The 23,014-nt window shown below is 32.9% G+C and carries 20 protein-coding genes and 1 tRNA gene; 16 read left to right on the top strand and 5 right to left on the bottom strand.

What is annotated here, in order from left to right; genetic code table 11:
* Positions 1-5 precede the first annotated feature (5 nt).
* The 13 genes from aldA to FOC43_RS04925 all read left to right on the top strand — a co-directional run bounded on the left by aldA (position 6) and on the right by FOC43_RS04925 (position 11,021).
* Positions 6-1,445, top strand: coding sequence for an aldehyde dehydrogenase (aldA, locus tag FOC43_RS04985; protein ID WP_002779469.1), 1,440 nt, complete (start codon positions 6-8; stop codon positions 1,443-1,445).
* A gap of 139 nt (positions 1,446-1,584) precedes the next feature.
* Positions 1,585-1,971: a 30S ribosomal protein S12 gene (rpsL, locus tag FOC43_RS04980; RefSeq protein ID WP_002782934.1), complete on the top strand. Its 387-nt coding sequence runs from the start codon at positions 1,585-1,587 to the stop codon at positions 1,969-1,971.
* Between the two features lie 69 nt (positions 1,972-2,040).
* Positions 2,041-2,511, top strand: coding sequence for a 30S ribosomal protein S7 (gene rpsG / locus FOC43_RS04975; RefSeq protein WP_002782933.1), 471 nt, complete (start codon positions 2,041-2,043; stop codon positions 2,509-2,511).
* Between the two features lie 12 nt (positions 2,512-2,523).
* Positions 2,524-4,599, top strand: coding sequence for an elongation factor G (gene fusA / locus FOC43_RS04970; RefSeq protein WP_002780804.1), 2,076 nt, complete (start codon positions 2,524-2,526; stop codon positions 4,597-4,599).
* Between the two features lie 28 nt (positions 4,600-4,627).
* Positions 4,628-4,704: transfer RNA gene (locus tag FOC43_RS04965), tRNA-Arg, on the top strand.
* Positions 4,705-4,754: 50 nt separating this feature from the next.
* Positions 4,755-4,907, top strand: coding sequence for a hypothetical protein (locus FOC43_RS04960; protein WP_002779473.1), 153 nt, complete (start codon positions 4,755-4,757; stop codon positions 4,905-4,907).
* Between the two features lie 2 nt (positions 4,908-4,909).
* Complete coding sequence (locus FOC43_RS04955; RefSeq protein WP_002779475.1) at positions 4,910-5,611, top strand: tRNA1(Val) (adenine(37)-N6)-methyltransferase; 702 nt, start codon at positions 4,910-4,912, stop codon at positions 5,609-5,611.
* The gene (locus FOC43_RS04950) at positions 5,601-5,975 is read left to right on the top strand and encodes a YkgJ family cysteine cluster protein (protein WP_002779476.1); all 375 of its coding nucleotides are present in this window, start codon (positions 5,601-5,603) and stop codon (positions 5,973-5,975) included. Before FOC43_RS04955 ends, FOC43_RS04950 begins: the two co-directional genes overlap by 11 nt.
* Positions 5,948-7,225, top strand: coding sequence for a tetratricopeptide repeat protein (locus FOC43_RS04945; RefSeq protein ID WP_002779477.1), 1,278 nt, complete (start codon positions 5,948-5,950; stop codon positions 7,223-7,225). The genes FOC43_RS04950 and FOC43_RS04945 overlap by 28 nt, the downstream gene beginning before the upstream one ends.
* A complete protein-coding gene (gene trpC, locus FOC43_RS04940) occupies positions 7,222-7,998 on the top strand; it encodes an indole-3-glycerol phosphate synthase TrpC (protein WP_002780808.1) in 777 nt (258 codons plus the stop codon). The genes FOC43_RS04945 and trpC overlap by 4 nt, the downstream gene beginning before the upstream one ends.
* Positions 7,999-8,008: 10 nt before the next feature.
* Positions 8,009-8,494: an HIT family protein gene (locus FOC43_RS04935; RefSeq protein WP_002779479.1), complete on the top strand. Its 486-nt coding sequence runs from the start codon at positions 8,009-8,011 to the stop codon at positions 8,492-8,494.
* Positions 8,484-9,482 carry a tRNA 2-selenouridine(34) synthase MnmH gene (mnmH, locus tag FOC43_RS04930; protein WP_002780810.1) on the top strand — a complete coding sequence of 333 codons (999 nt, stop codon included), beginning with the start codon at positions 8,484-8,486 and terminating at the stop codon, positions 9,480-9,482. Before FOC43_RS04935 ends, mnmH begins: the two co-directional genes overlap by 11 nt.
* Positions 9,483-9,785: 303 nt before the next feature.
* Entirely contained in the window at positions 9,786-11,021 is a 1,236-nt protein-coding gene (locus FOC43_RS04925) for an ammonium transporter (RefSeq protein ID WP_002780812.1), read from the top strand.
* Between the two features lie 59 nt (positions 11,022-11,080).
* On the opposite strand, the gene hemH is transcribed toward FOC43_RS04925, so the two are convergent.
* The 4 genes from hemH to FOC43_RS04905 all read right to left on the bottom strand — a co-directional run bounded on the left by hemH (position 11,081) and on the right by FOC43_RS04905 (position 15,151).
* The gene (hemH, locus tag FOC43_RS04920) at positions 11,081-11,992 is read right to left on the bottom strand and encodes a ferrochelatase (protein WP_004284946.1); all 912 of its coding nucleotides are present in this window, start codon (positions 11,990-11,992) and stop codon (positions 11,081-11,083) included.
* Positions 11,993-12,111: 119 nt separating this feature from the next.
* A complete protein-coding gene (locus FOC43_RS04915) occupies positions 12,112-12,966 on the bottom strand; it encodes a Gfo/Idh/MocA family protein (protein ID WP_002788195.1) in 855 nt (284 codons plus the stop codon).
* On the bottom strand, positions 12,963-14,075 hold the full coding sequence (locus FOC43_RS04910; protein ID WP_002782930.1) for a cobalamin-independent methionine synthase II family protein: 1,113 nt from the start codon (positions 14,073-14,075) through the stop codon (positions 12,963-12,965). Before FOC43_RS04910 ends, FOC43_RS04915 begins: the two co-directional genes overlap by 4 nt.
* Positions 14,072-15,151 (bottom strand): DegT/DnrJ/EryC1/StrS family aminotransferase, encoded by a 1,080-nt coding sequence (locus tag FOC43_RS04905; protein ID WP_002779737.1) that lies wholly within the window; start codon positions 15,149-15,151, stop codon positions 14,072-14,074. Before FOC43_RS04905 ends, FOC43_RS04910 begins: the two co-directional genes overlap by 4 nt.
* A gap of 116 nt (positions 15,152-15,267) precedes the next feature.
* Between FOC43_RS04905 and alaS the strand changes: the two genes are divergently transcribed.
* From alaS to FOC43_RS04890, 3 genes are read left to right on the top strand one after another with little or no spacing between them, the layout of a single operon-like run.
* On the top strand, positions 15,268-17,796 hold the full coding sequence (alaS, locus tag FOC43_RS04900; protein ID WP_002779738.1) for an alanine--tRNA ligase: 2,529 nt from the start codon (positions 15,268-15,270) through the stop codon (positions 17,794-17,796).
* Between the two features lie 3 nt (positions 17,797-17,799).
* A complete protein-coding gene (gene maf / locus FOC43_RS04895) occupies positions 17,800-18,351 on the top strand; it encodes a septum formation inhibitor Maf (RefSeq protein WP_002779739.1) in 552 nt (183 codons plus the stop codon).
* Positions 18,348-20,279 (top strand): penicillin-binding protein 1A, encoded by a 1,932-nt coding sequence (locus FOC43_RS04890; protein WP_002779740.1) that lies wholly within the window; start codon positions 18,348-18,350, stop codon positions 20,277-20,279. Before maf ends, FOC43_RS04890 begins: the two co-directional genes overlap by 4 nt.
* A 42-nt stretch (positions 20,280-20,321) precedes the next feature.
* On the opposite strand, the gene FOC43_RS04885 is transcribed toward FOC43_RS04890, so the two are convergent.
* Positions 20,322-22,895 (bottom strand): ATP-dependent Clp protease ATP-binding subunit, encoded by a 2,574-nt coding sequence (locus tag FOC43_RS04885; RefSeq protein WP_002779741.1) that lies wholly within the window; start codon positions 22,893-22,895, stop codon positions 20,322-20,324.
* Between the last annotated feature and the right edge of the window lie 119 nt (positions 22,896-23,014).

Genomic DNA, 23,014 nt, shown 5'->3' with positions numbered 1-23,014 from the left:
AAAAAATGACAACTTATTTAAATTATATTGATGGAAAGTTTATCCCACATAATGGAGAATTTATCGAAGTTTTAAATCCGGCTACCAAAGAAGTGATTTCAAGAGTAGCTAGCGCTTCTTTAGAAGATACTAAAAGAGCGATTGAAGCAGCCAAAAAAGCACAAAAAGTTTGGGAGGCTAAACCAGCGATTGAAAGAGCAAATCATTTAAAAGAAATAGCTAGTTTAATACGCAAAAATGCTAATTTCTTAACCGAAGTTTTAATGCAAGAGCAAGGAAAAACCAGAGTTTTGGCTAGCATAGAGATTAATTTTACAGCAGATTATATGGATTATACGGCCGAGTGGGCTAGAAGATATGAGGGTGAAATCATACAAAGCGATAGGGCTAATGAGCATATATATTTATATAAAAGTGCTATTGGGGTAATTGGTGGAATTTTACCTTGGAATTTTCCATTTTTCTTAATCGCAAGGAAGATGGCACCTGCTTTACTAACAGGAAATACTATTGTTATAAAGCCAAGCAGTGAAACTCCAAACAATGCTTTTGAATTTGCAAAGCTTGTTTCGCAAAGTTCTTTACCAAAAGGTGTTTTTAACTTAGTTGCAGGTAAAGGCAGTGTAGTAGGATATGAATTATCAAGCAATGAAAATATAGGTATGGTAAGTCTTACAGGAAGTGTTGAAGCAGGGACTAGAGTAATGGAAGCTGCAGCTAAAAATATTATCAAAGTTTCTTTAGAACTTGGTGGAAAGGCGCCAGCTATAGTGTGCAAAGATGCGGATATTGATTTAGCAGTAGAAGCGATTAAAGCAAGTAGAATTTGCAATAACGGACAAGTTTGTAATTGTGCTGAAAGAGCTTATGTGCATACAAGCATTTATGATGAATTTGTAGACAAATTTGTAAAAGCCATGAGTAAAGTAAGTGTTGGAAATACCTTAAAAGGTGATTTTGATATGGGACCATTGGTCAATCAAGCAGGAGTTGATAATGCTTTGGCAATGCTTCAAAGAGCTACAGCTAAAGGAGCGATTGTAGAATGCGGTGGAAAAATCACTGATACAAGTGGGTATTATTTTCCCGCAAGCGTTCTTACTAATGTTAAACACGAAGATGAGATCATGCAAAAAGAAATTTTTGCTCCGATTTTACCTATTGCTAAATTTGATACACTTGATGAAGCTATTGATATGGCAAATGATTGTGAATATGGTCTTACAAGTTCTATTTATACACAAAATTTAGATATAGCAATGAGAGCTAGCAGAGAAATTAAATTTGGTGAAACTTATATTAATCGTGAAAATTTTGAGGCTATGCAAGGTTTTCATGCAGGCTTTAGAAAAAGTGGCATAGGCGGAGCTGATGGAAAACATGGTCTTGAAGAATATTTAGCTACCCATGTGGTATATTTGCAGTATAATACTAATAAACAATAATTTTATTATCTCATCTAGTTTTAGATGGGATAGGATTTTTAATTTTAGTCACTACTAAAACATCTCTAGTTTATATTTTTGTAAGTAAAATTTAGATATCATCTAAAGTTTATTATATTTTTTAAAGAAAGGAATTATTGTGCCTACCATAAATCAATTGGTTAGAAAAGAGCGCAAAAAAGTTTTAGAAAAATCTAAATCTCCAGCGCTTAAAAATTGTCCACAAAGAAGGGGAGTTTGCACTAGGGTTTATACTACAACACCTAAAAAACCAAACTCAGCGTTAAGAAAAGTTGCCAAAGTAAGACTTACTAGTGGCTTTGAAGTGATCAGCTATATCGGCGGTGAAGGTCATAACTTGCAAGAACACAGCATTGTTTTAGTGCGTGGTGGTAGGGTAAAAGACTTACCAGGGGTTAAATATCACATCGTTCGTGGTGCTCTTGATACAGCAGGTGTTGCAAAAAGAACAGTTTCTCGTTCTAAATATGGTGCTAAACGCCCTAAAGCAGGCGCTGCAAAATAATCATTCATACAGACAAATCCGTTAGATTTGATTTTGTTTGAGTAAAATTTAAAATTTGAAGGAAAAATAATGAGAAGAAGAAAAGCTCCGGTAAGAGAAGTCTTGCCTGATCCGATTTATGGTAACAAAGTAATCACAAAATTTATTAATTCTTTAATGTATGATGGTAAAAAAAGCACAGCTACTACGATTATGTATGGTGCTTTAGAACTTATCGATAAAAAAGGTGGAGAAAAAAAAGGTATTGATATCTTTAATGATGCGATTGAAAATATTAAACCTTTGCTAGAGGTAAAATCTCGCCGCGTAGGTGGGGCGACTTATCAAGTTCCAGTAGAGGTTCGTCCTGCTAGACAACAAGCTTTAGCAATTCGTTGGATTATTTCTTTTGCTAGAAAAAGAAGTGAAAGAACTATGATAGATAAACTTGCAGCTGAACTTTTAGATGCGGCAAATAGCAAAGGTGCTTCATTTAAGAAAAAAGAAGATACTTACAAAATGGCTGAAGCAAATAAAGCATTTGCTCACTATCGTTGGTAAGAAGGAGAAAAAATGTCTAGAAGTACTCCTTTAAAAAGGGTTAGAAATATCGGTATTGCTGCACATATTGATGCGGGAAAAACAACTACAAGTGAGAGAATTCTTTTCTTTACAGGTATGAGTCATAAAATAGGCGAAGTGCATGATGGTGCTGCAACTATGGACTGGATGGAACAAGAAAAAGAGCGTGGGATTACTATCACTTCTGCGGCTACAACTTGTTTTTGGAAAGATCATCAAATCAATCTTATTGACACTCCAGGCCACGTGGATTTCACCATAGAAGTTGAAAGATCTATGCGTGTTCTTGATGGTGCTGTTGCAGTATTTTGTTCAGTAGGTGGGGTGCAACCTCAAAGCGAAACTGTTTGGAGACAAGCAAATAAATATGGTGTTCCAAGAATAGTTTTTGTAAATAAAATGGATAGAATCGGCGCAAACTTCTATAATGTAGAAGATCAAATTCGTAATCGCTTAAAAGCTAATCCAGTTCCACTTCAAATTCCAATCGGCGCTGAAGATAATTTCAAAGGTGTTATCGATCTTGTAACTATGAAAGCTTTAGTTTGGGAAGATGATACTAAGCCAACAGATTATGTAGAAAAAGAAATTCCTGCTGAGCTTAAAGAAAAAGCAGAAGAATATCGCACTAAAATGATAGAAGCGGTTTCAGAAACTTCAGATGAGTTGATGGAAAAATATTTAGGCGGAGAAGAATTAAGCCTTGAAGAGATTAAAACAGGGATTAAAGCAGGGTGTTTAAGTCTTTCTATTGTTCCTATGCTTTGTGGAACTGCATTTAAAAATAAGGGTGTTCAACCTTTACTTGATGCTGTTGTGGCTTATTTGCCAGCTCCAGATGAAGTTGCTAATATCAAAGGAGAATATGAAGACGGCACAGAAGTTTCTGTAAAATCAACCGATGATGGCGAATTTGCAGGACTTGCATTTAAAATTATGACAGATCCATTTGTAGGACAACTTACTTTCGTGCGTGTTTATCGTGGATGTTTAGAAAGCGGTTCTTATGCTTATAACTCAACCAAAGATAAAAAAGAAAGAATTGGTCGTTTGTTAAAAATGCACTCTAATAAAAGAGAAGAAATTAAAGTTCTTTACGCAGGAGAAATCGGTGCAGTTGTAGGACTTAAAGATACTTTAACAGGGGATACTCTTGCAAGTGAAAAAGATAAGGTAATTCTTGAAAGAATGGATTTCCCAGATCCTGTTATTTCTGTTGCAGTAGAACCAAAAACTAAAGCAGATCAAGAAAAAATGTCTATTGCGCTAAATAAACTAGCTCAAGAAGATCCAAGCTTTAGAGTTTCTACGGATGAAGAAAGTGGTCAAACTATCATTTCAGGTATGGGTGAATTACACCTTGAAATTATTGTTGATCGTATGCTTCGTGAATTTAAAGTGGAAGCTGAAGTGGGACAACCTCAAGTTGCTTACCGCGAAACCATTAGAAAAACTGTTGAACAAGAATACAAATACGCTAAGCAATCAGGCGGTCGTGGTCAATACGGACATGTATTCTTACGCCTTGAGCCACTTGAGCCAGGTAGTGGATATGAGTTTGTTAATGATATCAAAGGTGGGGTAATTCCAAAAGAATATATTCCTGCGGTTGATAAAGGTGTTCAAGAAGCATTGCAAAATGGTGTTTTAGCAGGTTATCCTGTGGAAGATGTTAAAGTAACTGTTTATGATGGAAGTTATCACGAGGTGGATTCATCTGAGATGGCGTTTAAACTTGCTGCTTCTATGGGCTTTAAAGAAGGTGCTAGAAAAGCAGGTGCTGTGATCTTAGAGCCTATGATGAAAGTTGAAGTAGAAACTCCTGAAGATTACATGGGCGATGTTATTGGAGATCTTAACAAACGCCGTGGTCAAGTAAATAGCATGGATGAGCGTGGTGGAAATAAAATCATCACAGCATTTTGTCCTTTGGCTGAAATGTTTGGTTATTCTACTGATCTTAGAAGTCAAACTCAAGGTCGTGCGACTTATTCTATGGAATTTGATCATTATGATGAAGTTCCTAAAAATGTTGCGGATGAAATCATCAAAAAAAGAAACGGTTAAATTTTTAGCGGGATTTTTCCCGCTTTCTGTCCTCGTAGCTCAGCAGGATAGAGCGCAAAATTCCTAATTTTGAGGCCGTGAGTTCGAATCTCGCCGTGGACACCATTTAAATTTTTTAAATAAACTTAAATAGAATATAAATTTCAAGGAAAATTATGTTGAAATTTTTTTTCACAATATCATTATCTTCCTTACTTTTTGCTCAAAATTTTATAGATTTTGCAAGTCAAAATAATGCTTTAAAACAAGAACAAAACACAAGCAAAGAAAATACTCCTTTAAAAAGAATTAAAATTCCAACCCATTGAAAATGCAAGATAGTATTAAATTAGCCCAATTGAGTGATGGTTATCGTTACAACAGCGATTCTTTACTTTTAGCTGATTTTGTTTTAGAAATGGGTATTAAAAATCAAGTCTTGGAAGTAGGTTCGGGATGTGGTATTATAGGAATTTTACTTAAAAAATTTGTTTCTAATTTAGATTTATCTTTGCTTGATATACAACAAGAAAATATAGAACTCATTCATCGTAATCTAAAACAAAATAATATACAAGCTGGAGTATTGCATGAAGATTTTAGAAATTTTCAAAATGATAAAAAATTTGATTTTATAGTTTGTAATCCACCTTTTTATAGAGATGGGGCGCATGAGGGTAAAAATACGCATAAAAATATAAGTAAATTTCAAAAATATTTGACTTTAAATGAATTTATTGTTAGATCCAATGCTTTGTTAAAACCTATGGGGGTATTGTATTTTTGTTACGAAGCCTTGGCTTTAGATAAAATTTGCCTTGTTTTAGAGAGTAAAAAGCTAAAATTAACTAAAATTCGTTTTGTACATACTCATCAAAATATTTCAGCAAGACTTGTCTTGGTGCAAGCTAGAAAAAGTGTAAAATCGCCTTGTGAGATTTTACCCCCTTTTTTTATCTATAAAAATGAGAATTTGAGTGAGCAAATGCAAGAGATTCACTCTAGATTTAGGTTGGAAAGTTATGATATTTAATAAAGATTTTTCTTATGGATTTAATGAAAATGCTTGTCAAGAATGCGGTGGAAAATGTTGCACAGGAGAAAGTGGAAATATTTTTGCAAACAAGGAAGAGTTAAAGGCTTTGAGAGAGCATTTGCAATTAGATGAAAAAGAATTTGCTTTGAAATATTTAAAAAAGGTAGGCTTTAGAATGAGTTTTAAGGAAGTTGAATTTGAAGATGGATTTGCATGTATTTTTTTCGATAAGGAAAAAAGAAATTGCTCTATTTATGATTTTCGTCCGAAGCAATGCCGCACCTTTCCTTTTTGGGAATATTTTAAAACACATCAAGAGGAGCTAAAAAAAGAATGTATAGGAATTTGTTATTTGTCTTAATAGGCTTTTTTTTAACTGCGTGTGGGGCTTCAAAAACGATTATAGCTTACCCCGATTATAAGCAGCAAAAGAGCAATGAATTTGATTTAAGGATCATGAAAGCTTATAATTATGAATATTTTAATCAATATGAAGAAGCTAGGGATGAGTTTTTGGCACTTTTTAGAGATTATAATATTACTAATTTTTTAGAAAATGCATTTTTGCTAACTCTAGCAAACAACCTTGATAAAAAAGAAGAGATAAATAATATAGCCAAGCCTTATCTTGATAAGAGTGATAATCTTAAGCGTCTTAGTGCACTTTATGCCTTAAATTCTTATAATCTTAAAGAAGCTCAAGAGCTTATCCAAGGGCTTTTAAAGAAAAAAAGTGATGATCCAAGAAATTTAGAGCTTTATGGAGATGTATTAATACGCCAAAATAATTTAAAAGATGCCATAAAATATTATCAACTAGCCTATAATCAAGTTCAAAACGAGGAGATTTTGTTTAAGCTCGTGGGTGTTTATGCTATATTAAATGATACTTCAAGCATTAAAAATATACTAGAAAATTCAAAAAATATTAATGGTTGCACTCTTAAAACTTGCATTTTACTAGCAAAGATTTATAATGATAAGGGCAATAGCAAAGCTTTACAAGAAATTTATATAGAGCTTTATAATATTACAAAAAACAAAAGCTTTATCCTAGCTCTTATCGAGCTTTTAAGTTCTCAAAACAAAGACAAAGAAGCATTGCATTTTGCTTTAAAATATAATGCAGATGATGATATGAAGCTTTATTTATATCAAAGGTTAAAATTATACAACAAGGCTAAAGATCTTAGTATGCAAATTTATAAACGCACTCAAGAGAAAGAATATCTTTTGCGTGCAGCAGTGTTTGAATTTGAAGAAGCAAATTTGAATAAAAAAATCACTCCGCAGGTTGTTGCTCTTGTGAGCGAAAAATTTTCTAATGCGATTGATGAAAATAGTGATGCTTTGTATTTGAATTATTATGGGTATTTATTGATAGATTATGATTTAGATCTTAAAAAAGGTATGAAATTGGTTGAACTTGCCTTAAAAAAAGAGCCTCAAAATTTATACTATTTGGATTCTTTAGCGTGGGGGTATTATAAACAAGGTGATTGTAAAAAGGCTTGGGAAATTTTGAAGCAAACTTTAGAGGATAAAGAATTTGCAAATTCTGATGAGAGCAAGGCTCATGCAAAAGCAATAAAGGCGTGTATTAAACCATGATTTTAGATAAAATTTTTGAAAAAACTAAAGAAGATTTAAAAGAGCGTAAGGCGCAACTGCCTTATGATATGTTGGGACGATCTTTAGCATCGAATCCTTTTTTTCCTAAAGATGTTAAAGCTGCTTTAAAAAGAATAGAAAATGAAGTAAGAATTATCGCAGAGGTTAAAAAAGCTAGTCCAAGTAAAGGGGTTATAAGGGAAAATTTTGATCCTTTAGATATAGCTTTAAAATACGAAAAAAATGGAGCTGCTGCTATTTCAGTTTTAACAGAACCGCATTTTTTTCAAGGGAGTTTAGAATACCTTAGCATGATACGCCGTTATACGCACGCTCCTTTGTTGCGAAAGGATTTTATTTTTGATGAGTATCAAATTTTAGAAGCTTTGGTTTATGGGGCGGATTTTGTTTTGCTTATCGCTAGAATGTTAAGTATGAAAGAGCTTAAAAGATTGCTTGAATTTACAAGACATTTGGGACTTGAAGCCTTGGTGGAAATTCACGATAAAGAAGATTTGAGCAAAGCGATTTTTTCAGGAGCTGATATTATAGGCATAAATCATCGCAATTTGGATGATTTTTCTATGGATATGAATTTATGCGAAAAACTCATCCCACAAATTCCAAATTCAAAAATTATTATCGCAGAAAGTGGTTTAGAGGATAAAGATTTTTTAAGGCATTTGCAAAATTTAGGCGTTGATGCTTTTTTAATCGGAGAATATTTTATGCGTCAAAACGATGAAGGAGAGGCTTTGAAAGCCTTGCTTTAAAAGGATAAAAATGCAGTATTTGTATGCACCATGGCGAAGTGAGTATTTTGAAAAAGAAAAGAGCGAGTGCCCTTTTTGTGATTGTGCTAATAAAATCAAAAGCGACGAAGAATTAGGAGTGATTTTTAGAGCTAAGTATTGTTTTGGCGTGATGAACCGCTATCCTTATTCTGCAGGGCATTTTATGATAATACCTTATTTGCATGAAGAGCATATAGAAAATTTAAGTGATGAAGCTTGGCAAGAGATAAGTCAATTTGTGCGTCTAGGGGTAAGAATTTTAAAAAGTGAACTCCATGCAGGTGGGGTAAATATCGGTATGAATTTAAGTAAAGATGCGGGTGCTGGGATAGCTCCTCATTGTCATTATCACCTAGTGCCGCGTTGGGCAGGGGATACTAATTTTATCACCACTATAGGAGAGACTAGGGTTTGTGGTACCAATATAGAACAAGTTTATCAAAAACTTGTTTTGGCGTTTAAAAATGTTAAATGAAGTAGATTTTGCAGAATTTCAAAAAGAAAATTTCTCTCTTTTAATCGATGCAAGAAGCCCTAGGGAATTTTTACATTCTCATTTGATAGGGGCGTTGAATTTTTATGCTTTAAATGATGAAGAATATCAAGAAATAGGAACAATTTATAAAAAAAATCAAGCTTTGGCTAAGGCTAGGGGTGCGAGTTATATTTGTCAAAATATGTCAAAGCATATCTTAGAGCTTGCCCACAAATTCCGTATAGGAGATAAGATCGGAATTTACTGCTCTCGTGGGGGTTTGCGTTCAAAATCTATTGCAGTGATTTTGAGCGAATTGGGCTATAGAGTGGTGCGTTTAAAGGGTGGCTTTAAAGCTTATAGAAGTTTTTTGGCGCATTATTTTGATAATGAAATAAATTTAGATTTTTTTGCTCTTTGTGGTAATACAGGCTGTGGAAAGACAGAACTTTTGGAGCTTTTGCCCCATCATTTAAATTTAGAAAAAATGGCAAATCATCTAGGATCATCTTTTGGTGATATTTTAGGTGCTCAGCCTACGCAAAAAGCTTTTGAAGCAAACCTTTTTTATACTTTAAACTCTTTAAAAGATTTTATCTTTATAGAGAGCGAAAGTCGTAAAATAGGTGAAATAGTTTTACCTTTAAAGCTTTATGAAAAAATGCAAAAAGCATTTAAAATTCATTGTTTTTGTTCTTTAGAAAAGCGCATAGACAGGATACAAAAGATCTATCAAGAAAAAATGACTCCTTTAAAATTTAAAGAATGTCTTGCTAAGATCAGTCCTTATATCAGTGTAAATTTTCGTCAGGATTTGCTAAAAAGTTATGAGCAAAGAGAATGGCAAAGGCTTATTGCTTTGCTTTTGGCTTATTATGATAAGAGTTATAAAAAGCCACAAAAAATAGATTTTGAGCTAAACACTGATGATATCTTCAAAGCCAAAGAAGAGCTTTTAGGCTATTTTAAAACGCAATTGCTTTTTTAATACTAGATAATTTCTACTTTTAATTTAAAAAAAACTTTTACCAAATCATCAAAATTTTCTTTATTATCTTGCAAGAATTCTTTTTTATTGTTTTAGTTTAGCCCTAAATTTTTATTTTAATGCTAGTAAATTTGAATTATAGAGAAGTGAAATATTTTTTAAAATCCCTATTTATAGTAATTTCATATAAAAAAATAAACTTTGATAAAAAAAATATATAAAATATTTCTTAAATTTATATTTTTTTAAATCATTTTAAATATAATTATCTCGCAATTAAATTTTGTAAGAAAGGATAGGTAAATGAATGCGATAAATTCAAGTTTTATTGTGTTGTGTACTTTGCTAGTTTTGCTTATGACTCCAGCTTTGGCAATGTTTTATTCAGGTATGGTAAGAAGTAAAAATACTCTTAATACCATAATGAATTGCTTTATTGTTTTTGGTGTTATTACTTTACAATGGGTAGTGCTTGGATTTAGTCTTTCTTTTGGTAAAGATGAAGGACTTGGGCTTGTAGGAAATTTCGAGAATTTCCTCTTAGAGGGTATTAGCGGATACAACGCTTCAGGCGTTCCAAATATTCTTTTTGTGATTTTTCAAATGATGTTTGCACTTATTGCATCTGCTATTATAACAGGCTCTTTGGTGGGAAGAATCAAACTGGGTGTTTTGGTGATATTTCTACTTTTTTGGAGTACTTTAGTTTATGATGTGTTAGCGCATATGATTTGGAGCAGTGAGGGATTTTTGCTTAAAAGAGGAAGTCTTGATTTTGCTGGGGGCGGTGTTGTGCATATCAGCTCTGGGGTTGCCGGACTTGTAGGAGCTTTGATGGTAGGCGCTAGAAAAAGTGATGATGAGGATAAAAACGCGCATTCTATTCCTTATGCTTTCTTGGGTGCGATTTTGCTTTTTATAGGATGGTTAGGTTTTAATGCTGGAAGTGCTGGCGAAATGAATGATATTGCTATCAATGCTTTTATAGTAAGTATTATATCAGCAGCTTGTGGCTTTTTATCTTGGGTGGTACTTGAGTGGCTCATCCATAAAAAACCGACTATTTTAGGTGGACTTAGTGGGCTTGTAGCAGGGCTTGTGGGAATTACTCCAGCTTGCGGTTATGTAGATATTTATGCTTCTCTTGTTATAGGGACTTTGTCTTCTGTGTTTTGTTATTTTGGTTTAAGTTTTATCAAATACAAACTTAAATGGGATGATTCTTTAGATGCCTTTTCTTTGCATGGAATCGGAGGTATTTGGGGAGGAATTGCCACAGGGCTTTTTGCAAGTGCTAAAGTAAATCCTAATGTGATTGCCCAAAATGCACTTGGCGAGGGATTTTTTATCAGTGGAAGCCTAGAGCTTTTAAAAGAGCAAATTTTTGCTATTGTGATTTGTGTGGTTTTGTCAGCTCTTATAAGCTTTGTTATTTTTAAGATTATCTCTTGTTTTACAGACTTAAGAGTAAAAGAAGAAGTAGAGCAAAAAGGCTTAGATGTGAGTTTGCACGGAGAAAAAGCTTATACTTTAGCTTAGTTGGCTAAATTTTTACTAAAAAGTCCTTGTAATCATAAACAAGGACTTCAAAATCATTCTTAATTAAAATCAGACAAATACTTTAAAATAAAGTGGATAAATTCATCACTATCATTTGGGCAAGTGATTAAATCATAATCGCACTTTGCTAAATGTTTATACTCCATACCTAGCTCAAAAATCGTTTCAGAACAATCTATGCAAAAAGAAATAGGATAAATCAAAGCTTTGTTATCTAAATTTCCCAAAATATCGCTCGTATTTGGCTCAAGCCATTTTACTGGACCTAATTTTGATTGATAAGCTAAGATAATCTCATCAAAATGATCTTTTAATCTTTCTTTTAAAAGCTCTACATGATGATTGACATGTTTTTCATATAAATCGCCCTTGTCGATAATACTTTGCGGTAAAGAATGTGCTGAAAAAATTAAAGTTTTAGCATCAAGCTCACTTTTTTTGGTCAAAATATGAGAAACAATCGTCTCATTATAAAGCTCATCTTCGTAAAAAATATCTACAATCTTTATTTTTGCCTTGATTTTTTGTTTTAAAATTTCATTTTGCAAAACTTCAAGCGATGAAGTAACTGTGGTGCTTGAGTGGTGTGGATAAAGTGGAAAAAGAATGATTTCATCATTTTCACTTAAAGTGTATTTTTGCAAAACTTCATTGGCAAAAGGCGGCACATAAAGATTGACAAAATCAAATTTAAAGTCTTTTGTTTTTGCATTAAGCTTTTCGCACAAACTTTGAGTAAGTTCATTGAGTGGAGATTTTCCACCCATTTGTTTATAATTTTCTCTCATAGCTTTTACGCGAGATTTCGTAATAATCCACGCCACAAATCTTCTTATCAATTTATTTTTAATACCCAAAATATAAGGATCATTAAACATATTTTTTAAAAAAGTTTCACAATCTTGTAAATTTGTGGCTCCGCCCATATTTAAAAATAAAACTAATTTCATCTAAAAACCTTTTTTTAATTTTATTTTACTTCAGTATGGATTTAAAATCAATAAATTTTTATCTAAGTGTTTTATTGAAACTCAAGTTATTTGGAGTTTATTGCATTATTTTAGAAAAATTAAAATTTTTCTAAAATTTCTTGCACAGCATAAGCATTTTGTATATTTGCTAGGTAATTTTCCTTATTTAAAAGCAAATCATATAAAGCCATATGTTCGCCAAAAAGGGGTGTTTGTGTCATCAGTTCTAAGTTTTGTCCATCTTTACTTAGGGAAAAATCTGCTAAATTTGCCTCGTAAAAATGATTTTTACTCACAAGTGTAATTTTTCTTAGTCTTTGCGTACTGTTCCAGCTTTGATGCACGCAAGCGATCGTTTTTTCTAGCTTGCAGGTTATAATGCTTTCATCTTCTCTTTGATTGTCTTTGTTGAAACTTTTTAAAATGTTAGCATTTGTAATTTTCTCTGCGCTTAAAAAATGAAGCAAGTCAAGATCATGCACAGCCAAATCTTGTAAAATTCCTACATCACTGATTCTTTGCGGATAAGTGGAAAATCTTTGTATATTGATGCTGATAATTTCTTCATTTTGAAGCTCTTTTTTTAGAGCTAAAACCGCAGGATTAAATCTTTCACAAAATCCCACACCCACTTTTACACCATAGCTTTTAGCTAAATTTGAAATTTCATCTATTTCATTTAAATTCAGCGCTAAAGGTTTTTCGATCAATACGCATTTACATTTACAAAAAACCTTTCTAGCTATTTCTAAATGTGAATTTGTCGGTGTTGCAATGATGATGATGTCATTATCTTGATTTAAAAATTCATCCAAATTAATAAAAAAAGGCGCGTTTAAATTTTTATTTTCAACCATATCAAACAAAGCGTTGATTTTAAAATTTTTATTTTTACTAAGCTCGTTTAAATGGTTTTGCCCCATTTTTCCAAGGCCTACAATTCCTACTTTCAAGAGAAAAATCCTTCATTTTCAAGTTCGCTTAAAACTTGTTTTAAGAGTTTGATTTTTTCCCATTGAGAATGAGTGAAGATTTCATTTCCTTCTTCAGTGGAGCTAAAGCCACATTGTGTGCTGATTTCAATTTGTTTTGGATTTAAAAATTGAGCTGCTATTTTTACTCTTGCTTTTAACTCTTCTACGCTTGGACTTTCATTGGTTTTGCTAGTAAGAATTCCTAAAACCGCAATTTGATCGTTGATGTATTTTAAAGGTTCAAAATTTCCAGCCCTTTCATCATCAAATTCTAAGAAGAATTTATCGACTCTAAGTTCTCCAAAAAGCTTCTTAGCGACTTTCATATAGCCCCCACTTGCTACATAGCGACTGCGGTAGTTTCCACGACAAATATGAATTGCACTCATTATGTTTTTTGGCATAGTTTTTAAACTCTCATTTAAAAAATCTACATATTCTTCACAAATATCATCTGTGTTGATCTCATTTAAAGCGCAAAATTCATAATCACATAAAGAACCAAAGCTTGTATCATCAAGTTGCAAATATACTCCACCAAGAGCTGCAAATTCTTTGTAAAAATTTTCATAAGCATTTAAAATATCATTTTTAAGTTTTGTAAAATCTTTACCATAGTAATTAAATTCTGTGTTTTTGCCCCCGCGGATAAAAAGCATATATAAAAGCATTGAAGGGCTTGGAATGGTAAGTTTTAAGCGATTTGTATCTATTTTTAAACCTTTTGCAATTTGCATTAATCTTTCAAAATCTTTTAAAAAAGGATGGTTATTGCACTCGATTTTACTTTCAATTTCTATGCCCTCAGCCCTTGTTTCTATCCCTTTAAAGATATAACCCTTTTCTTTTTTGATTTTTTTAATGCCGCCAAAACCCCAGTAAAAATCAAGATGCCACCAAGAACGGCGTAATTCCCCATCACTTAAATAATAAATTCCCGCCTTATCGCACTCTTCTAAAAGATCTCTTATGCAAGAATCTTCAATGCTGCGAAGTTGTTCTTCATCGATTTTTCCCAAGGCAAAATTTTCTCTAGCTTCTTTTAAAATTTTAGGTCTTAAAAAAGATCCCACTTGATCTAATTTCATAGTCCTTCCTTAAACACTTTAATTACACTTTCTTGCTCACTTTGACTTAAAAATGCTGAAAATGGCAAGGATAAAATATGCTTACTCGCAAATTCTGATTTTTCTAATTTTAAATGCGAAAATTCACTGAAGCAAGGTTGCTTGTGAAGTGGTGTAGGATAATGGATAGCATAAGGAATGTTTGCTTTTTCAAAAGCTTTTAAAACTCTAGCTCTATCCTCTACTAAAACGCTATATTGCGCATAAGCACTGATGGCGTTTTCATCAATCTTTGGAATTTGGCAATTTGTCAAATTTTCGTTGTAGAATTTTGCTATTTCTTGTCTTTTGTTAATTTCTTCATCTAGGTGTTTTAATTTTACATTTAAAATGGCTGCTTGAAGAGTATCAAGACGAGCATTTATCCCTATAAATTCATGTTTATAACGATCAGTTTGTCCGTGGTTGAGTAAAATTCTTAATTTTTTAGCTATGCTCTCATCGTTGCAAAAAATCGCTCCGCCATCGCCATAAGCTCCTAAGGGCTTAGAAGGAAAAAAGCTAGTGCATGAAATTTTGGCAATAGAGCAAGATTTTTCACTCTTAAAGCTTGCTCCAAAACTTTGTGCGCCATCTTCAATCAAGCTTATATTTTTACTTTCGCAAAAGGTGTTTAATTCTTGTAAGTTGCTCATTTGACCAAACATACTCACAGCAATAATTGCTTTTGTTTTAGGGCTGATAGCATTTTTTAAGAGTTCAAAATCGATATTAAAATTATCTAAATTTATATCTACAAATACAGGCTTAGCTCCTAGTAGTGCTACCATTTCAGCTGTAGCTATAAAAGTAAAGCTAGGAACTATAACTTCATCTCCTTGTTTGATATCTAAAGCCCTTAAAGCAAGATATAAAGCACTTGTGCCACTTGAGCATCCTATTGCGTGTTGCACATGAGTGTATTGGGCTAAATTTGTTTCAAATTCATTTAATTTTGCACCCCCTATAAAAGAGGAGCTTGATAAAACACTTGCGATTTCAGAATCGATTTCTTCTTTATATTTAAGATATTGAGCTTGAAGATTGATAAAATTCATAAAAAACCTTGAAAATTAAAGAAATTAATTAAAAAGGCTTATTGTATTTTAGTTTTACTTAATTTAAAGTAATTTTGGTATGATATGCTTTTATAAAAATTTCTTAGGAAAATCTTATGGATGTTAGAAGTGAATATTTAAATTTTTTTAAGTCTAAGGGTCATGAAATCACCCCTTCAAGTCCTTTAGTTCCTGATGATGCAACCTTGCTTTTTACAAATGCAGGAATGGTGCCTTTTAAAAGTATATTTATAGGAGAAGTGCCTCGTCCAAATCCACCACGCAAAACAAGTTGCCAAACTTGTATAAGAGCAGGGGGAAAACACAATGATTTAGATAATGTAGGCTATACCGCTCGCCATCATACTTTTTTTGAAATGTTAGGAAATTTCAGCTTTGGGGATTATTTTAAAGAACAAGCTATCGCTTATGCTTGGGAATTTGTAACCGAGGTATTAAAACTTCCTAAAGATAGACTTTATGTAACCGTACATGAAAGCGATGATGAAGCGTTTGAATTGTGGCAAAAACATATCCAAAAAGAAAGAATTTATAGATTTGGCGATAAGGATAATTTTTGGCAAATGGGCGATACAGGTCCTTGTGGTCCTTGTAGTGAGATTTTTTATGATCAAGGCGAAGAGTATTTTAATGGCGAAGAAGATTATATGGGTGGAGATGGAGATAGGTTCTTAGAAATTTGGAACCTTGTTTTCATGCAGTATGAAAGAAGTGCTGATGGTAAACTTACGCCTTTGCCAAAACCAAGTATTGATACAGGAATGGGGCTTGAAAGGGTTACAGCTATCAAAGAGGGTAAATTTAGCAATTTTGACAGCTCGCTTTTTATGCCTATTATCGATGAAATTGCAAAACTTTGTGGTAAAACTTATATTTATGAAAGTGGAGCTAGCTTTAGAGTTATCGCTGATCATATAAGATCGAGTGTATTTTTGCTCGCTCAAGGAACGAGTTTTGATAAAGAGGGTAGGGGTTATGTTTTACGCCGTATTTTACGCCGTGCTTTAAGACATGGGTATTTATTGGGGCTTAAAAAACCTTTTATGTATAATTTAGTTGATGTAGTTTGCAAGCTTATGGGTGAGCATTATACCTATCTTAATGAAAAGAAAGATTTTATAAAAGAGCAAATCTGCTTAGAAGAAGAGAGATTTTTGAGCACTATAGAAAACGGTATTGAAATTTTTAATAAAGAGCTTAAAAATACCAAAGAAGTTTTTAGCGGAGAGGTTGCATTCAAGCTTTATGATACTTATGGTTTTCCACTTGATTTAACGCAAGATATGTTAAGAGAAAAAAATCTTGTGGTAGATGAAGCTAAATTTGAAGAATTGATGAATGAACAAAAAAATCGTGCAAAAGCTTCTTGGAAAGGAAGCGGCGATAAGGTAGCAAGTGGAGATTTTAAAAATTTACTTGAAAAATTTGGAGAAAATTGCTTTGTGGGTTATGAAAAAACAGAATGTCAAGCCACCGTTTTAGCTCTTTTAGATGAAGATTTTAAAGAAGTTTCAAGTCTTAAAGGTCTAGGCTGGGTTATGCTTGATAATACTCCTTTTTATGCAACAAGTGGGGGGCAAATTGCTGATACAGGATATATAGGAACTAGCGAAGTGCTAGATACTCAAAAGTTTTTCAATCTCAATCTTAGTCTTGTAAAAGCTAATGAAGAAATCAAGCTTAATGATAAGATAATAGCAAAAATTGATACCGACAAAAGAGAACAAACTGCACGCCATCATTCAGCTACTCATCTTTTACATCACGCTTTAAGAGAAATTTTGGGTTCTCATATCAGTCAAGCAGGTTCTTTGGTTGAAAGCAATAAATTAAGATTTGATTTTACTCATCACAAAGCTTTAAGCAAGGAAGAATTAGAAAGTATTGAAAAAAGAGTTAATGAAATGATCATTAGCTCAAGCGAAGCAATTTTAGAAAATATGCCTTTAGAAGATGCTAAAAAAAGTGGAGCTATTGCTTTATTTAATGAAAAATATCAAGGTAATGTACGCGTTTTAACCTTAGGTGAAAGTAAAGAGCTTTGCGGAGGAACTCATGTAAAAAATACAGCTCAAATAGGAAGTTTTTACATAGTTAAAGAAAGTGGTGTAAGTGCAGGTGTAAGGCGTATAGAAGCGGTTGTTTCAAGAGCAGCTTTAGAATTTTGCAAGACTTTTATGAATGAAAATCTAAACCTTAAAGAAGAGCTTAAAAGCAATGATTTAAGTCTTGGGGTAAAAAAACTTAAAAATGAAATTCTAAAATTAAAAAACGAGCTTAAAAATTCTAACAAATCACAACTTAACTCAAGCAATATCAATGGAGTTCAAATTTGCGTTGAATGCGTAGAAAGCGGTGATATAAAAACCATGATTGATGAATTTAAAAACAAATTTGAAAAAGCTGCTATTTTACTAATACAAACAAAAGATGATAAGATAACCCTTGCAGCAGGTGTGAAAAATTGTCCTTTAAAAGCTGGAAATTTGGTTAAAAATATTGCTCAAATTTTAGGTGGCAATGGCGGCGGAAGAGATGATTTTGCTACAGCAGGCGGTAAAGATATAAGCAAGATAGATGAAGCTTTAAAACAGGCTTTGGATTTGATCCAAAAAGGACTTTAAGCAATGTTAATTCTTGCTTCAAGTTCTGTTTCTAGATCGAATTTGCTCAAAGAGGCAAAGATTGAATTTCAACAAATAAGCTTTGACTATGATGAAAATTTAGACAAAAATTTAAAGCCTAGTATTTATGTGCAAAAAATCGTCTTAGAGAAAGAAAGACAATTTTGCACGACTTATGAAGAGAAATTTAAAGATGAAACTTTACTCTTTGCAGACAGCATAGTTTGCATAGGAGATAAAATTCTTACTAAGGCAAATACCAAAGAAGAAGCTTGTGAAATGCTTGATTTACAAGATGGAAAATGTGCTAGTATTTTAAGTGCTTTTTTGTTAAAGAATTTAAAAAAAAGAGTTTTCTCTCTTTCAAAAACAACGCTTTATTTTTCAAAATTTGATCCTCGTGATTTAAAAGACTATGTAGAAAATGGATTTTATAAGGGTAAAGCAGGGGCGATTATGTGTGAGGGTTTTCATAAAAACTATATCATTAAACAAGAGGGAAATTTAAACACCGCTTTAGGACTTGATACTCAAAATTTAAAGGCTTATTTATGAAAATTTTAAAATATATATTTTCATTTTTTGTTGTGTGTTTGATCGCTGTATTTATTTATGTGGCCTATCTTTTTGCAAATGCAGATACTCAAGGATATACTTTTAAAGAGTATAAACCTCCACTTACAACGCAAATTTACGATAGAAATGGAAAATTAGTAGCCAATATCTTTGAACAACATCGTTTTTATGCAAGCTATGAAGAATTACCCCCGCGTCTTATAGAAGCTCTTGTAGCTATAGAAGATACTAGCTTTTTTGAACATGATGGGGTAAATATTGATGCTATTTTTAGGGCTATTGTTAAAATTATAAGAAGTGGTGGAAAAACCATGGAGGGAGCTTCAACGCTTACTCAACAATTTATCAAAAATACAGAATTAACCCCTGAAAGAACTATCACTCGTAAAATTCGCGAAGCCTTGCTCGCCTATAAAATGGAAACAATTTTAAGCAAAGAGCAAATTTTGGAAAGATATTTAAATTATATCTTTTTTGGACATGGATATTATGGGGTTAAAACAGCTGCGCAAGGATATTTTCATAAAAATCTAAATGAGTTAAGCCTTAAAGAGATTGCTATGCTTGTGGGTATGCCAAAAGCACCAAGTAGCTATGATCCTACAAAACATTTAGATCTTTCTATCGCAAGGGCAAATAATGTTGTAGCAAGAATGTATACATTAGGTTGGATTTCTAAAGCAGAATATGATGAAGCTATGAAAGAAATTCCTCAAGTTTATGATGATACTTTAACGCAAAATGCAGCTCCTTATGTTGTAGATGAGGTGATTAAGCAATTAAGTCCTAGCATTAAAGATCTTAAAACAGGCGGCTATAAAATCACTTTAAATATAGATTTAGATGTGCAAGAAATGGCTCAAAATGCCTTAAAATTTGGTTATGATGAAATAGTAAAGCGTGATAAGGATGCAAATTTAAGTACGCTAAATGGAGCTATGGTGGTGGTTAATCATCAAAGTGGAGATGTTTTAGCCTTAGTGGGTGGGGTTGATTATGAAAAAAGTAATTACAACCGAGCTACTCAAAGCACACGACAACCAGGCAGCTCCTTTAAACCTTTTGTGTATCAAGCAGCTATTAATCTAGGCTATTCGCCTATGAGTGAGATTGCAGATATTTCTAGAATTTTTGAAGGTGGAGCAGGGGATAATAAAGACTGGAAACCTAAAAATGATGGAGGTAAATTCCTTGGCTTGATTACCCTAAAAGAAGCCTTAACACGTTCAAGAAACCTAGCTACTATCAATCTTGCTCTTGGTATGGGACTTGATGTGCTTCATTCAAAGCTTGTAGAATTTGGCTTTAGGGATATTCCGGCTAATTTATCGATTGTTTTAGGAAGCTTTGGAATTTCTCCTTTGGAGTATTCTAAATTTTATACTATGTTTGGAAATTATGGAGTTATAAAAGAGCCACAAATCATTAAGCAAGTACAAGATAGAAATGATCAAATTATTATGGAATTTAACTCAAATGAATACAGAGTGAGCGATGAAGCGCAAAGCTTTTTGGTTTTGGATATGATGAGAAATGTTGTAGAGCATGGTACAGGACGCAATGCAAGGGTTGAAGGCATAGAAATAGCAGGCAAAACAGGAACTACCAATAAAAATATCGATGCTTGGTTTTGTGGCTTAACACCTGAGATTGAAGCTTTGATTTGGTATGGAAATGACAATAATAAGCCTATGCGTTATACAGAGGGTGGGGCTAGGACTTCTGCTCCCGTGTTTAAGGAATTTTTAAATAAATACTTAGAGAAATTTCCTGATACTACAAGAAAATTCAGCATTCCAAATGGGGTATATAGAGGAAGTTATAAGGGGCAAAATGCTTATTATACTATCAAATCACCTCTGCCAAGAACGAATATGAAATTTAATGAAAGTGAGATTTTATTTTAAAAGTATGTGAAGAAATAGAAAAATCTATTTCTTCTAAAAGAGTTAAGCTTTTTCGATAACAATCTCATCATTTTTTGCATCGATAACAATCTCATCATTTTCATTAAGCTTGTCTGCAAGTATCATATCGCTTAGCTTGTCTTCGATTAAATCATAAATAGCCCTTCTTAAAGGTCTAGCACCAAAGTCAGGATCAAATCCGTCCTTAGCGATTAAAAGCGCAGCATTTTCACTAAGACTTGCTTTTATACCCTTATTTTCCAAACTTTTTTGCAAGTCTTTAAATAAAAGTTTAACTATCTCATATGCCTCATCTTTTCCAAGTGGATTAAAGGTGATGATATCGTCTAAGCGGTTTAAAAATTCAGGTTTAAAGAAATTTTTTAACTCATTTTTTACCGCATCTTCTTGTTCTTTTCCGCTTAAATTCATGATAGCACTTGAGGCGATATTAGAAGTTAAAATAATAATGGTATTTTTAAAATCCACAGTTACACCCTTGCTATCAGTTGCCCTACCATCGTCTAAAATTCCTAAAAGTATATTAAACACATCCTTGTGGGCTTTTTCGACTTCATCAAATAAAAGCACGCTATAAGGTTTTCTACGCACCGCTTCAGTAAGCTCTCCGCCTTCTTCATGCCCTACATAACCTGGAGGCGCTCCTAAGAGTCTTGAAACGCTATGTTTTTCCATAAATTCACTCATATCAAAGCGAATCATTGCTTTTTCATCATCAAATAAAAATTTCGCCAAAGCCTTAGCAGATTGTGTTTTTCCTACTCCTGTAGGCCCTAAAAATAAAAAGCTTCCTATAGGCTTATTGTCTGCATTTAATCCTGCTTTATTGCGTTTGATAGCTCTTGCTAAAGCGCTTAGAGCCTTATCTTGCCCAATCACACTTTCTTTTAAGTGTTTTTCTACTTCCAAAAATTTTTGCTTCTCTGAAGTCAGCATTTTTTGCACGCTAATTCCTGTCCATTTGCTTAAAATTCCAGCAACCAAATCTTCATCCACTTGATTTTTAAGCAAGACTCCATTTTCGCTCATTTTTTTCCATTTTTCTTCTAAATTTGCCACTTCTTTTTCGCATTCTGGAATTTTGCCATATTCTAATTCTGCAGCTTTTTGGAATTCACCCTTATTTTTTGCAAAAACAGCTTCGTTTTTAAGACTATCGATTTCTTTTTTCTTTGCGCTTATGCTATCAAAAACTGCTTTTTCATTTTCAAATTGTGAATTTAAAGCACTTTGTTTTTCTTTTAAATTGGCCAGTTCTTTGGCAATTTCATCTAGTCTTTTTTGATTTTTTTCATCATTTTCCATCTTTAGAGCTTCATTTTCTACTTCTAAAGTTTCTATGTCTTTGCGTGCCTTTCTCAAAGAGCTTGGTTCGCTTTCAATTTGCATTTTAAGTTCAGCCGCAGCTTCATCGATTAAATCAATTGCTTTATCGGGTAAAAAACGATCGGCAATATAGCGTTTTGAAAGCTTAGCTGCCGCTACTAAAGCACTATCATTGATGGTGACATTGTGATGAATTTCAAGTTTTTCTTTAATACCCCTTAGCATTGCTAAAGCTTCATTTACGCTAGGTTCGCCTACATTTACAGGTTGAAAACGGCGTTGCAAGGCCGCATCTTTTTCAAAGTATTTACGATATTCTTTAAGAGTGGTTGCTCCTATGGTGTGAAGTTCGCCTCTTGCAAGTGCCGGCTTTAAAATATTTGCAGCATCCATACTTCCTTCGCTTGCTCCTGCGCCTACTATGGTGTGAATTTCATCGATAAAAAGTATGATATTTTCACTTTTAATGACCTCATTTACCACCGCTTTTAATCTATCTTCAAATTCTCCACGATATTTTGCTCCTGCGATCAATGCACTCATATCAAGAGCTATGACTTTTTTATTTTGTAAAGATTTTGGCACATCTTTTTTGATAATTCTTTGTGCTAAAGCTTCTACGATCGCTGTTTTTCCTACTCCTGGTTCACCTAAAAGTATAGGGTTGTTTTTTGTTTTGCGTATAAGAATTTGCATTAAGCGTTCGATTTCTTCTTCTCTGCCTATAACAGGATCAAGCTTTCCTTCACTTGCTTTTGCGGTTAAATCTATACCAAATTTATTTAAGCTATCTAGGGTTTCATCACTTGTTTTGCTTTCGATTTTGCGTCCTGCTCTTAAATTTTGGAGCTCTTTTTGAAATTCTTTAATATCTATAAATTTGGCTAAAATTTCTCTAATAGGATTTTTTTCGCTTTCGCTTATAAGCCAAGTATCTACACTTAAGTAATTATCACCATTGGCACTCATAAGTCCTTTAGCACTTTCTAAGGAATTGATAAATTCATTAGAAAAACGCACATTTTCACGATTGACATTAGAGCTTGTTGCAAGATTTGAAATTCTGCTTTTGATTTCAAGTTCTAAAGCTTCTTTTGAAATATTAAATTTATTACAAATTTGATTTAAAATACTTGAACTGTCTACAATTAAAGCCCATAAAAGATGTAAAGGGACAACTTCATTATTTTTAGAATGAATCGCCAAAGACGCTGCACTTTCAAGGTTTGAAAGCATATTGTCGGTTAAAAATTCTTGTATATTTGCCATTGTATATCCTTTTTCAAGTTTTATATATGAAGTATTATATAACTTTAGTCAAATAATGTCAAGTTATTTTATAAAATTTTTGAAATAAAATTAAGTATATTTTAGAAAGTATTGAATTT

This window comes from Campylobacter coli, from assembly GCF_009730395.1.
Classification (GTDB): Bacteria; Campylobacterota; Campylobacteria; order Campylobacterales; family Campylobacteraceae; genus Campylobacter_D; species Campylobacter_D coli.
Note: the sequence above shows the minus strand (reverse complement) of the source record. Positions and strands in the feature narration are given on the sequence as shown.